Below are 12,184 nucleotides of genomic sequence, written 5' to 3' on the forward strand. Positions count from 1 at the left end.
CAATGGCGGTAACAAAAAGAATATACGCCACAAAAGATGCGTATTTTCATTCGCACGGTTTACCAGGAAACGGATTAGGCGAACTCATTGAGTTAAGTAGAAATTCAAATGGTCAACACAGGGATGTAGGTATGTATTTTCCCCTTCCCAATGATTTGATCGCTAACGAAATCATAAAGGCAGAAATCGTTTTGTGGGGCGTTGCGTATGGTGGACAAGGTTACGGTGTGGATAATATAGAGGTTGTACCATCACGCATAACAACTGACTGGATTGAAGGATTCAGTGTTACAGAAATTCCAAGAACATCAGCGACCGGAGAGTTGAAAACAAAGTTATTTTCAACATCATCGCGAAACGTAGAGAACAAGATAGATGTGACGCAAACAATAAAAAGTAGCGTTGAAAATCCAACCAGTTATTACGGCGTGTACCTTGAAACGGTTGATTATGTTGCAAACAAGGATACCCAAATGGGTATCTCATTCGCTTCAAGAGAAAACAGTACAGTCGATGTCAAAAACAAACCATACTTATTGATAACGCTTGACCCGAAACCAAAGAGCGGCAAAGTGAAGGATCAAGAGCCGGGAACAGAATTTGATTTCGTTGGCGAGCAATGGATTTTGTTAGATCCATCTAAGGGGTATTGTGTAAAAAAAGAGCATATCGGAGAAATGCCGTTCGATTCATCGGGATATGCTTCTTTTGACACGACAGTCACCACCAATATAGCCAGTTATTTGCAAAAAGTTTATTTCCAAGGTTTCCCCGAAGATGACAAGGCGTTTGTAAAAAAAGGCACGTTTGCGAGTGGAGGATTGACATATTTACAAGCAGGTAGCGGAGCAAATAAGCCTCAATATTCCATCGCGCAGATGGAGGCGGAAGAAAACAGCTACCAGGTATTTGCGTATGCCGGCCTAATGTCGGTGTCTGACATTAGGAAATACAGTTCACATTATGGAAATGGTTCTTTTTTTAGTGCCGCGGGGGCGATGTGGTTAAGAAACGTTGTTCCTGGTGGTCAATATACATGGTCTACCCAACGTGGGTTATTGTCGGAAAATTATTATCCAGGAAATAACGCTAAGATATATCCAACGATTTTCATAGATACAGAGGCCACAATAGGAGTTGGCGGTTTAACGAAAAACACTGTTCCCGACATTGTATTAACCACTTTAAACAATTCAACACTTTACGAAAACGACATAGTAACAATCAACGGCACAGCAACCGACACAGACAGCGGTGAAATCGTAAACGTCCGCTATCAAATCAACAGCGGCACACCAACAGCCATTGCAACCGGCATTAGCGATGGTACAACACCTATCCCGTTCAGTCGTCAGTTGACGTTTAAAGGCGGCAAGCTATACCTCGGCGAAACAGCCATTACCGGCAATTTAGCAGAGGGCATCGCTCACACACTCAAAGTATGGGCAGAGGATGACAAAGGCGGCAAATCAGTAGTAGAGGAACGCACCTTCTATGTCGTTCCGAACCGACCACCCAAGTTGACAGTCAATCCTATCACCCTGCAGTCCGACCTAATCGATGCCGACAAGTTGACAGTAACCGGCACAACATCCGATCCGGACGGCAACGACACGGTCGTTTCATACAAGCTCAACAATGGTCTTGCCACTGAAATCTATCGCGGGCCTGATGCTGCATGGTCGTTTGATTTACTGACCAAGTTACTCAAAAACGGCGATAACACGCTGGTCGTCGAAACGGTCGATTCCTACAACTTCAAGACGAGTGTGACCAAGACAATCCATAAGACAGCCAACCTGACGCCTTTAGCGAAATCCGTCTATCGGGGAACAATTGAGCCCCCTGCCGGAACAGCACAAGGCGTTTTCCTATGGATAGAACGAGATGAGGAGCAGCCAGTAACGGCGGAGATCAGCATGACCAACGGGACGGAGCAGGAGCAGTTCGCGGCGATGACGTTTGATTCCAGCGGACCGACCGATGTAGGCAAGGCAGAGGACTTCTTCAAGTTCCGTGCAGCCCTTCCGTGCGAGAAGATCGCCATCAAACTGTCCTGGACAGGCGACAAGCCAATATTTAAAGTATCGGGGGCGTTACAGCAATGAGCATACCTATGGTAAGACGCAGACAGCCGGACGGTTCGCTAGGGCCGCTTGAGCCGGCGTTTCCGGAAGTGCCGGAGACGCTAGATGAGAAGTTTCTCGTCCTCTTTGAGGCGGTCGCGGGATTGCAAGAACAAGTCGTGGAGCAGTCAGTAGAAATTAAACAGTTGAAGGGAGGTGCGGAGTGATGGTTTTTCAATACATGATTCCTGTATACGCGGTGCTAGTGAAAGCTGGTGCGCGTGAGATTGAGAGTTTGCCGAAGCAGTACCAGGTGCCGGTGGGGGAGTATTTGGCCGCTGAGGTCGAAAAAGAGGGAAAATAGTTTTGGGTAAATAGAAGGATAAACCTCTCTTCCTGTCGAATATTGGTAGGTAGAGGAGGTGATAACATGGAACTCACATTAAAAAGAGAAGCGATTTTACAAGAAATTAAAATTTGCCAAACTCTAATTGATGAATATGAGGAAAAGCTGGCTGAAATCAAACGAAAATTTGAGTATATGACTGATAGGCTTGCTGTATTAGAAGCTCTGGACGAGAAGTTAGAAGGCACTCCTCGTATATTGAATGTAGAAGATATCAAGTTAATGACCTCGGATAGGTTCGCACTGGCTCCTGAGATTAAAAAGTATCAAAGTAGTATTTCAAATTTGCAAGCTAACTTGAAAGCATTGCACGAAATGCTAGATTGACAGTTAAGAACGTCCAATACTATTAAATAGAAAGGCGGATGTTCTGTGAGTAACAAGTATCTAGTTAAATATCATATTTCAGATAATATAGTAGTTGAAAGAATAACAGATGAGCGAGAAGCAGAGGAATCAAAAAAAGATTTCGGTCAATCAGTCATAGTTAGCTTCCGAGGTCGAGATAAGTCGTTTTACAAATTTAATCTCGAAGATGTAAAAATGATTTCGATAAAAGAACTGAACAGAGCCAAGAGCACGGTTATAACTAGATAACATAAAATTCAGAGGACGTCCATCGGGGGCGTTCTCTTTATTTTTGTATGAAGAGAAAGGGAGGGGGTCAGGGATGACACAACAAGAGGAGGAGCAAGGTATGCTCAACAAACATGAAGAGATAATTCACCAAGACATCTTGCCCAGGCTTGAAAAAGTAGAGAAAGCACAGCTAGACTTCAGCCGACAAGTCGAGGAAATTAAGATATCGCAAGCGGATCTGCAAGTAACAGTCATGAAGGAGAGCCGGGAAATGCAATCTGTATCCAAGGAACAGGGTGACAGGATGTTTTCTATTGTGGAGGGTGCAATGGCTTACCAAGCAACAAATGACAAGCAGGAGCACGAATGGCGCATGCATCGAATTAACACTTGGACAAACGTCTTTTTAAAAGTACTTGCCGGCCTAACCGCGGCGGGTGGAATCGGATATTTAATTGTACAACACTTTTTAGAGAGAATGGGAGGACAGTAATATGGATGATAAATTAAAGCAATATATTGCGCTTTTGGGAGGGTGGCTGTCGGCCATCCTTTTATTTTTTGGCACACTAAATGTCTCGTTTGAGTGGTTCACCATGGAGAGCATCGATGCGTTTGTTGCAGTACTTGTTGCGTTCGTGCCATTCGCTTTATTGATTTACGGTGTATGGAAAAACTCATACATTGTGACGGATCGTGCCCAACGCCAGGAAAGGGAATTGAAGCGAAGGGGGCTGAAATAATGGCCTACGCAATCATCAACGACTATATTGACAAATCGCTCTATCCACTAAAAGCGCCACATGGTATGAGCCCGCAGTATATCACCATCCACAACACCGCCAACGACGCGACAGCGCTCAACGAAATCGCCTACATGAAACGTAACAAGGAGGCCACATCCTACCATGTCGCTGTGGATGACAAACATGCAGTACAGGCTATCCCGTTTAACCGTAATGCTTGGCATTCCGGGGACGGCGGCAGCGGTCCGGGTAATCGCAAATCAATCGGAGTTGAAATCTGCTACTCCAAATCAGGAGGAGAACGCTATCAGCAGGCGGAAGCCAATGCGATTGAGTATGTCGCGCATGTGTTACACCAGTACGGCTGGGGAGTGGAGCGCGTAAAATGGCACCATGACTGGCCGAGACCGAAAGACGGTTATCGGAAGAACTGCCCGCATCGCATTTTGGACGAGGATCGAGCGAATGAAGTGAAGCAACGGATTGCCGCAAGGTTAGCAGCACTCAAGAACCCTGTTGCATCCACACAAGAGCATGTTGAGAAAGGGGGAGTTCGAATGTTCGAACCAAGCAGCGGCACACTCAGAAGCGAATATGAAGCGTTTCTGCAGCAGTCAGTCAAAGCCGGACACCTGTCCGACAAATGGCTCAAGGATTTCCGAGCTGGAAAGCTGTCACTCGATGACGCGATCGCGCTCAAGGTGACAGTCGACAACCGGTTGGCAAAGTGATACGATATCCACACATCAGATAGATGACTGTAAAAGGCGCCCCGTCCGTTATGGATTGGGGCGCCTTTATATTTACTCTGTTATACCTAAATCGGACTCAATTTCAATTTTACTAACCATTGCCCGCAAAGCAGAACGATCAGAGATTTCAACAGTGGACAGAACATCATCCATGTCGGAAGGTGAGAATGTACCTTTATCGATCATCTTCATCGCTTTATCTCCACTGGACTTTCTCATCAAGGCAGCATCTTTAAACTCTGCCTTGAATTCTTTGAGTAGCTTCAAATTTTCTTTGCTTAGTTTCTTACCATCAATCTGGTCAATTTGTTTCATTAAGGCTGTGTACTTGATTTCTAATTGTTTTATGCTCTCGTAAGCGGAATACGCATCTACCGTTCCATCGCTAAATCCAGTGAACGTGGGTGTCCATAGGGCAGACCATATATTGTCGTATTCTTCTACTGCTGCATTTATAGAAGGTAGTACTTCATTAATATAGTAATCTTTCTCTGAGTCATCAGTAACAGCTTCTTTTTTCTCTTCGGTGTCCGGTTTAGTTTCTTTAGCAGGTGCAGAAGTTTCTACCTTGTCGGGTTCTTCTTTTGCCTTTTCTTCTCCCTTATCCAGTGCAGCACCAATCCCCCCTAAAATAAAGAATGCTGCCAGTACGACAACCCACCAACGTTTATAAAACGGTTTTTTTACCTTTCCCATAATACGCTCCCCCTATTCAATGATAGTTCCATAGTACGATAACTAATCGAATTTGGCTATACGTAATCACAATAAAAAACAGATAACTAGTAAATAGTCATCTGTCGTCTATAGTAAATAGATCATTCATGTCGGTAATATTCAACACCTTAGCTACTAATGCGGCATGTTCTCTATTAATAGTAGATCGTTGGTTGTTTACCATTTCGCTTATTGCGTTTGCCCTCAATCCTGTCTTTTTCGCTAATTCCTTTTGAGACATACCCCGTTGATTCAATACTTCTTTCAATTTTATCCGTATTTCCAAACTATCCACCATCCTTAGTTTGTTTATTATTATTCATTATATCATCATATCGCTATATAGGAAATAAATATTGACATATCGGTATATAAGTATTAATATGCTTATAACGACATGTCGATATGTTGATAAATTAACATGAAGCGGAGGAGACACCATGTTCAAACCAAGTCGATTCATCAATGAAATCTGCCCTGGCTGCCATCCACACGGATATGAATTGTCACTTGCTAAATTTACGGGCGAGAAAAACGTCGTGGAATTAAGCAACGCAGACGAATCCTACAATGAATATCTTTATGGGTGTTGCCAGTGCGGTGCAAGGGTGTGGGTAGACAAAACATGGGCGAAACATAATGCCATTAGATCAACAAGTGTGGAAGCACTACATCAGCGACAACTGTACATCAGCCGAAAGGGCAGGCAGCTAGACACTATTACTGATGCCCATAAGTATTCACGGAGACTGGCACGCATAATGCGTTATCACAAATTATTGACAGAAGTCGAAGTGGCTAATATGAAACATTTTTGAAATTCCTTCTACTAAATAACCAGGAATGAAAGTGAGATGATCGCTATGTCCACATTGCTAAACACAGAAACTACATATATGTCTCTGCAGCCGTTCAGCAGTTTGGACGATCTCAACGAAAACACGATTGCTATTCGTGCTCAATACAGCGATCAACTCACGCCATCCACAATTGTGGTGCTGGACGTGCTGCATCGTTATTCATGCAAGTATCCAGGTGTTTGCTATCTGTCCAAATCCAAGATAGCGGAAATGGTAGGGGTAACACGTAGGACGGTTATACGTGCTTGCAATGCGCTTGAATCGTTAGGCATTATCAAACAGCATGAGTTATTACGACACAATGGAGATAAGCGCCAATCCAGCAATGCAATCGTGTTTGTTGCCACGAAAAGAGAAGATGTCACACCGGAATGTCACACCAAAGAAGCTCTTTCCGATACTCTTAATTCAAAATCAAATAATACATTAGATACTAGAAATGCAGATTCTGTGGATAAAGAAGTAGTCAAGGATGCAGAAGAAGTAAAGGCGGATCTAAAGCGCGGACTGCGGGATAAGATGCCGTCATATATCTATGACTTGCTATCCCCGTACTTTGACTTGGACGACCTCTACCAGGCCTATGGAGCGCTTATACGCGGCAAGGAAAACATCGATAAATCAATCATGTTCGAGGGAAATGAGGAACTGTTTACGGATACTGTGTTGTCGGTTATCAATGCGTACAAGCGTGGCAAAGTACGGAATATATTTGCTGTGTTGTTTACTGCAGCACAAGAGACGACTGCGCAAATTTATCGTCAGCAGAATTATAAGGCGCCAAACTGGTTGTTGTGGTGAATGAAAAAAGAGAGCACGAAGGCTCCCTAAAATAATTTTACACACCTGATTATTTTACACAAATTTTACACAAGACACGTCTGAAGTATTGATACAATTGTATTTACAGGGCCATAAATAAACCGGCCTCGGGTATCCATCAAAAGCGCAACTTCGGTTGTGCTTTTTCTTTTGCCCTCTTTTTGATCATATCCCTCCATGCCACCCCGTCTTTCTGGGAACAGGCACCCAGCAGAAGAACGCCCTTCTCTCCTCGGCAGCCGCAGGGAAAGGGCGTTCTTGCGGATTTACATTTCCAGGGTGGGCTGTTCCTTTGATAACACGTCAACCGCTGCCTCCCCGCCGTTCACGGATGTGAACATCTGCGCACATGCTGCTGTCAGTTTCCGTGCTTGTTCTTCGCTGAGCGATGGCTGGAGGAATAAGACCTGCAAGGCGTCCGTTGTCTCCTCCGTGACCGCGGTCCGCAAGGAATCCACGAATGGGCTGCCGAACGGGCTGTAGTCATCTTTCAGCAATAGCATCTGGCGCATGCTGTTAAACCGGCCGTTCAAGCCTTCGTACCCATCCTGTTCGCCGCCTATTGTCAGTGTCACGTCCCCGACTAGTGTCCCTTCATCATAGATACCGGCTGGAATTGCATATTGCAATGAGAAGAATGTGTTCAGGTCTACCGCACTGTGATACGATGGCATGTAGTTCTGCTTCCGGATGCGCCGGTACAGCGCCTCCTGGGACGGCCGGTATCGATTTGGATCGGCCCCGAATGCTTTCCAGACGCGGCGCCACTCCCGGATGCCGGAAATCTCGTCAAGGGGTCTCTCCTCCAATTCAAAGAAGAGCTGCTCTTGGAATAATTGGAGTCGGCCTTTCAGCATTTGGGGCGATTCGGAGACCGTTATTTTGGTATAATGGATAAGGCCGATTTTAAGATCAGGCATTACGTGGAACAGTTGTGGATCCATTTTTACTAGCAATGATATCCCCCTAGTCTTTTTGTCCATCTTACCATAAGGGAGGCGATCCGGTATGAAAGTCGCTCAGTTGCAGGAAGAACTACGTGAATATGCATCGCAGATTGGCGTCGATAAAATCGGCTTTACGACAGCCGCCCCTTTCCGTGAACTCAAAAACCGGTTGAAACGGCAGCAGGAGCTCGGCTATCAGTCCGGCTTTGAAGAGAGTGATGTGGAGAAGAGGACGGAGCCGGCATTGCTGCTGGAGAATGCTGAGAGCATCATCTCGATTGCGGTTGCCTATCCATCCAAAATGGAGGGTGCGCCAAAGGGGAAGAAAGGCGAACGGCGAGGCCTCTTTTGCCGTGCCTCTTGGGGGATGGATTATCATACAGTGCTGCGTGAGAAGCTGCGTTTGCTCGAACTATTCATCGCCGAACGGGTACCGGATGCACGTTGCAAATCGATGGTGGATACTGGCGAACTTTCAGATCGCGCGGTTGCCGAACGGGCTGGCATTGGCTGGTCCGCAAAAAACTGCTCGATCATTACGCCGGAGTTCGGTTCCTATGTTTACCTTGGTGAAATGATCACAAATATCCCGTTTGCACCGGATGCCCCGATGGAAGATCAATGCGGTGATTGTACGTTATGTCTCGATGCCTGTCCAACAGGAGCGCTGATCCAAGGCGGCCAGCTGAATGCCCAGCGCTGCATCGCTTTCCTGACACAGACGAAAAAGCCGCTTCCTGATGAATTTAAGACGAAAATCGGGAACCGGATCTATGGATGTGATACATGCCAGACGGTCTGCCCGAAAAATAAAGGGAAGTACAATATGATCCAGGAAGCGTTTCAGCCGGAACCGGAGCTGGCAAAACCGTTGCTCGCCCCGATGCTTACACTTACAAACCGTGAGTTCAAAGAGACCTATGGGCATATGTCCGGCTCGTGGCGCGGGAAAAATCCGATTCAGCGGAATGCGGTCATTGCACTCGCTCACTTTAAAGAGGTTACTGCGATTCCGCTCTTGGCCAACTTGCTGGTGGGTGACCCTCGGCCGATGATCCGCGGGACGGCTGCATGGGCGCTTGGTGAAATGATCACGGAAGAAGGCAGGCGTGCCCTGGAAGATGCATTGAAACAAGAGACGGATGATTATGTGCTGCAGGAACTTGCGAAAGCACTAGAGACCAATTGTAAGGAAGTGTGACAGATGGCAATACATGTTGCTTTGTTTGAACCTCTCATCCCGGCGAACACGGGAAATATCGCAAGGACATGCGCAGGTACGGGGGCGAAGCTGCATCTCATCAAGCCGCTTGGTTTTTCGACGGACGATAAGATGCTGAAGCGGGCCGGCCTTGATTATTGGGAGCATGTTGATATTACGTACCATGATGGGATTGAAGAATTTTTTGCAGCCTATCCGGGTGCGGAGTTCTACTTGATTACGAAATTCGGGAAGCGGACGTATTCCGACTTCGATTTCTCGGATCGCGGGAAGGATATCTTTTTCGTGTTCGGCAAAGAGACGACCGGATTGCCGGATGAAGTGATCACGCGCCATGAAGAAAATTGCCTGCGCATTCCGATGAACGGCAATATCCGTTCACTGAACTTGTCGAATACCGCAGCAATCCTTGTATATGAAGCGCTTCGTCAGCAAGATTATCCAGGGCTGCATCGCTTGCAGGAATAAAAAACGGGACAGCCATCAAATAGAGGCTGTCCCGTTTTTCTATGCTATCATTTTTTCACTTTGCCTGGCTTGTCTTCGTATCCGCCTGTAAGGATCGCCGATAGGAAAGCAAAGCTGACAGCCATGATTAGGAGAAGTTTCATTGGATATACCTCCTGTTTAGTCTGAGTCCTTGTTCTAGTATACCGTAAACGGAAGCAAAATGAAATCCGTGTCGACGGCAATTGTTACAAGAAAGGGACAAACGCCGCTTAGTGGGGCAGAAATAGCAGCTGGTAAGCGAACAACACTGCAAACAGATACAAGAGCATCGGGATTTCCCGCCACTTGCCTTTTACGATCTTGAGCAGTGGATATGTGATGAAACCAAGTGCGATGCCTGTCGCGATGCTGGATGTCAAAGGCATCGTCAGAATGACCAGGAACGCGGGGAATGCTTCGTCAAAGGAATCCCAATCGATTTGTTTCACGACGCCGATCATCAGGCTGCCGACGATGATGAGTGCTGGCGCGGTAATGGCGGAAACGCCTGATAGCGCTCCTACGACCGGGCTGAAAAAGGCTGCGCCGATAAAGAGGATGGCCACCGTTAATGAAGTGAGTCCTGTGCGGCCTCCGACAGCGACGCCTGAAGACGATTCCACATATGCTGTCGTAGGGCTTGTGCCGACCATGGCACCGGCTGTTGCGGCGAGGGAGTCGGCGAGCAGTGCCTGCCTTGCCCGGGGAAGCGATTTGCCTTTCATCAGGCCAGCTTGTTTCGCTACGCCGATCATCGTGCCAGTCGTATCAAACAGGGTGACAATCAGGAAAGCGAAGACCACGCCGTATAATCCATGTGAAATGATGTCTCCCACTGCCTGCACGGGGTTCCAGACAATGATTCCGTCAGGGAGATGGGGCACTTTCAGCACACCGCTGAATTTCAGCTGGCCCGTAAAGAAAGCAGTGATCCCCGTTACGATCATGCCGATGAATATGGCGCCATAGACATTCAGCGTCATGAGCACAATTGTGATCAGCAGCCCGAATATTGTAAGCAAGACAGGCGGAGATGTCAGGTCGCCCAGTTTCACTAAGGTGGATTCATGGGAAACGACCAGGCCGGAGAGCCGCAGCCCCAGGAATGCGATGAATAAGCCGATGCCTGCTGTGATGCCATGCTTGAGATTTTCGGGAATGGATTCAATCAGTTTTTCACGGAACGATGTCAAAGATAAGATGACGAACAGCAGTCCTGCTACGAAGACGGCAGAAAAAGCGGTCATATAATCGAGAGTGCCGTCAGATGCGATGACGACAGATGCGAAATACGCGTTAAGGCCCATGCCCGGTGCAATGACAATCGGATAATTGGCAGCGAGCGCCATCCACAGGGTGCCGATGACAGTCGCAATGATAGTCGCCAGGAATACTTGGTCAAACGGGACACCTGCATCCGACAAGATGATCGGGTTGACGATGACGATATAGACCATTGTCAAAAAGGTCGTCATGCCGGCAAGGACTTCCGTCTTTATAGTCGTATCATTCTTTTTGAGATGAAACAAAGCAATACCCTCCAAATCACGAACGTTTATAAACAACTACTTAATAATATTCGTTTTTATCACAGAATGCAAGAGGCGGCTGCATTTTCAACAGATCGATTATATAGTACAATCAATTCACAAAACGACTGGAGGGATTAGGATGAATGAGATGTATAACGGCCAGGTGACGCTCAAAAACGGAGTCGCCATGCCGCAGCTTGGGCTCGGCGTCTATAAGATGACGGAACCGGAAGAGACGTTCAATGCGATCACGTACGCACTCGGCGCCGGTTACCGGGCCATCGACACAGCAGCGATCTATGGAAATGAGGAAGTGACAGGGGAAGCGATCCGGCATTCAGCCATTCCGCGGGATCAGCTGTTCATCACATCAAAGGTATGGAATGACGATCAAGGATATGATGCCACGTTACGGGCATTTGAAACGTCGCTGAAAAAACTGGGTCTTGATCAGCTGGATCTCTATTTGACCCACTGGCCGGTTGCGGGGAGCTATATCGATACATACCGGGCGATCGAACGGCTGTATGAAGAGAAACTGATCCGAGTGCCGGGCGTTTCCAATCACCATGAGCACCATTTGAATGAGCTGTTTAAAGTGGCGGAGGTGCGTCCGATGGTCAACCAGGTGGAACTGCATCCATGGCTTTCACAGGAGCCATTGCGCTCGTTTTGCAGGCAGCATGACATCCAGGTGACATCTTGGTCTCCGCTTGCAAGAGGCCGCTTCCTGGATGATCCTGTACTTCGGGAGGCCTCGGAGGCGCACGGGAAAACACCGGCGCAGGTGATTGTCCGGTGGCATATCCAAAACGGGCTCGTCGTCATCCCGAAATCAGTGAAGCCGGAGAGAATCCTTGAGAATGGCAGTGTGGCGGATTTCACTCTCTCCGAAGAGGAGATGGACCGCATCGGTGAATTGAACCGGAACGAACGGACAGGGACAAATCCAGAGAAATATGATTCGTAATAATTAGTTCTTAAGTCTCTGTGACTTTGCTCATAAAATTCCGATATAAGGGATAAAGGCAAAGAAAAGAGAACCG

The 12,184-nt window shown here is 47.0% G+C and carries 16 protein-coding genes; 12 read left to right on the top strand and 4 right to left on the bottom strand.

The genetic code is table 11. The features are described from left to right. Positions 1-2 precede the first annotated feature (2 nt). The 7 genes from ACZ5FK_RS14715 to ACZ5FK_RS14745 all read left to right on the top strand — a co-directional run bounded on the left by ACZ5FK_RS14715 (position 3) and on the right by ACZ5FK_RS14745 (position 4,528). Positions 3-2,108 (top strand): DNRLRE domain-containing protein, encoded by a 2,106-nt coding sequence (locus ACZ5FK_RS14715; RefSeq protein WP_464805610.1) that lies wholly within the window; start codon positions 3-5, stop codon positions 2,106-2,108. Next, positions 2,105-2,293 (top strand): hypothetical protein, encoded by a 189-nt coding sequence (locus ACZ5FK_RS14720; protein WP_464805611.1) that lies wholly within the window; start codon positions 2,105-2,107, stop codon positions 2,291-2,293. Before ACZ5FK_RS14715 ends, ACZ5FK_RS14720 begins: the two co-directional genes overlap by 4 nt. Next, entirely contained in the window at positions 2,293-2,430 is a 138-nt protein-coding gene (locus ACZ5FK_RS14725; RefSeq protein WP_464805612.1) for a CD1375 family protein, read from the top strand. The genes ACZ5FK_RS14720 and ACZ5FK_RS14725 overlap by 1 nt, the downstream gene beginning before the upstream one ends. Before the next feature lie 66 nt (positions 2,431-2,496). Then, positions 2,497-2,799: a hypothetical protein gene (locus ACZ5FK_RS14730; protein ID WP_464805613.1), complete on the top strand. Its 303-nt coding sequence runs from the start codon at positions 2,497-2,499 to the stop codon at positions 2,797-2,799. 343 nt (positions 2,800-3,142) lie between these two features. Continuing rightward, entirely contained in the window at positions 3,143-3,544 is a 402-nt protein-coding gene (locus tag ACZ5FK_RS14735; protein ID WP_464805614.1) for a hypothetical protein, read from the top strand. A 1-nt stretch (position 3,545) separates the two neighbouring features. Next, positions 3,546-3,794, top strand: a complete 249-nt coding sequence (locus tag ACZ5FK_RS14740; protein WP_464805615.1) for a phage holin — start codon at positions 3,546-3,548, stop codon at positions 3,792-3,794. Continuing rightward, a complete protein-coding gene (locus ACZ5FK_RS14745; protein ID WP_464805616.1) occupies positions 3,794-4,528 on the top strand; it encodes a peptidoglycan recognition protein family protein in 735 nt (244 codons plus the stop codon). The genes ACZ5FK_RS14740 and ACZ5FK_RS14745 overlap by 1 nt, the downstream gene beginning before the upstream one ends. A 72-nt stretch (positions 4,529-4,600) precedes the next feature. Here ACZ5FK_RS14745 and ACZ5FK_RS14750 read toward each other — a convergent pair whose 3' ends face one another. Both ACZ5FK_RS14750 and ACZ5FK_RS14755 read right to left on the bottom strand, forming a co-directional pair. Next, a complete protein-coding gene (locus ACZ5FK_RS14750; protein ID WP_464805617.1) occupies positions 4,601-5,245 on the bottom strand; it encodes a hypothetical protein in 645 nt (214 codons plus the stop codon). Positions 5,246-5,342: 97 nt separating this feature from the next. After that, positions 5,343-5,552, bottom strand: a complete 210-nt coding sequence (locus tag ACZ5FK_RS14755; RefSeq protein ID WP_464805618.1) for a helix-turn-helix domain-containing protein — start codon at positions 5,550-5,552, stop codon at positions 5,343-5,345. Positions 5,553-5,706: 154 nt separating this feature from the next. Here ACZ5FK_RS14755 and ACZ5FK_RS14760 point away from each other — a divergent pair, with 154 nt between their 5' ends. Then, positions 5,707-6,084, top strand: a complete 378-nt coding sequence (locus ACZ5FK_RS14760; RefSeq protein ID WP_464805619.1) for a hypothetical protein — start codon at positions 5,707-5,709, stop codon at positions 6,082-6,084. A gap of 45 nt (positions 6,085-6,129) precedes the next feature. Continuing rightward, complete coding sequence (locus ACZ5FK_RS14765) at positions 6,130-6,927, top strand: helix-turn-helix domain-containing protein (RefSeq protein WP_464805620.1); 798 nt, start codon at positions 6,130-6,132, stop codon at positions 6,925-6,927. Between the two features lie 287 nt (positions 6,928-7,214). Here the strand turns inward: ACZ5FK_RS14765 and ACZ5FK_RS14770 are convergent, their stop codons facing one another. Then, positions 7,215-7,904, bottom strand: coding sequence for a B3/B4 domain-containing protein (locus tag ACZ5FK_RS14770; protein WP_464805621.1), 690 nt, complete (start codon positions 7,902-7,904; stop codon positions 7,215-7,217). Positions 7,905-7,956: 52 nt separating this feature from the next. On the opposite strand from ACZ5FK_RS14770, the gene queG reads away from it, so the two are divergent. Both queG and trmL read left to right on the top strand, forming a co-directional pair. Beyond that, the gene (gene queG, locus ACZ5FK_RS14775; protein ID WP_464805622.1) at positions 7,957-9,096 is read left to right on the top strand and encodes a tRNA epoxyqueuosine(34) reductase QueG; all 1,140 of its coding nucleotides are present in this window, start codon (positions 7,957-7,959) and stop codon (positions 9,094-9,096) included. 3 nt (positions 9,097-9,099) lie between these two features. Beyond that, the gene (gene trmL, locus ACZ5FK_RS14780) at positions 9,100-9,585 is read left to right on the top strand and encodes a tRNA (uridine(34)/cytosine(34)/5-carboxymethylaminomethyluridine(34)-2'-O)-methyltransferase TrmL (protein ID WP_464805623.1); all 486 of its coding nucleotides are present in this window, start codon (positions 9,100-9,102) and stop codon (positions 9,583-9,585) included. Between the two features lie 251 nt (positions 9,586-9,836). On the opposite strand, the gene ACZ5FK_RS14785 is transcribed toward trmL, so the two are convergent. Further along, the gene (locus tag ACZ5FK_RS14785; protein WP_464805624.1) at positions 9,837-11,135 is read right to left on the bottom strand and encodes an NCS2 family permease; all 1,299 of its coding nucleotides are present in this window, start codon (positions 11,133-11,135) and stop codon (positions 9,837-9,839) included. Positions 11,136-11,277: 142 nt separating this feature from the next. Between ACZ5FK_RS14785 and ACZ5FK_RS14790 the strand changes: the two genes are divergently transcribed. After that, on the top strand, positions 11,278-12,108 hold the full coding sequence (locus ACZ5FK_RS14790; protein WP_464805625.1) for an aldo/keto reductase: 831 nt from the start codon (positions 11,278-11,280) through the stop codon (positions 12,106-12,108). The last annotated feature ends 76 nt before the right edge of the window (positions 12,109-12,184 follow it).

The sequence above is a fragment of the Sporosarcina sp. GTC18466 genome (genome assembly GCF_055389225.1).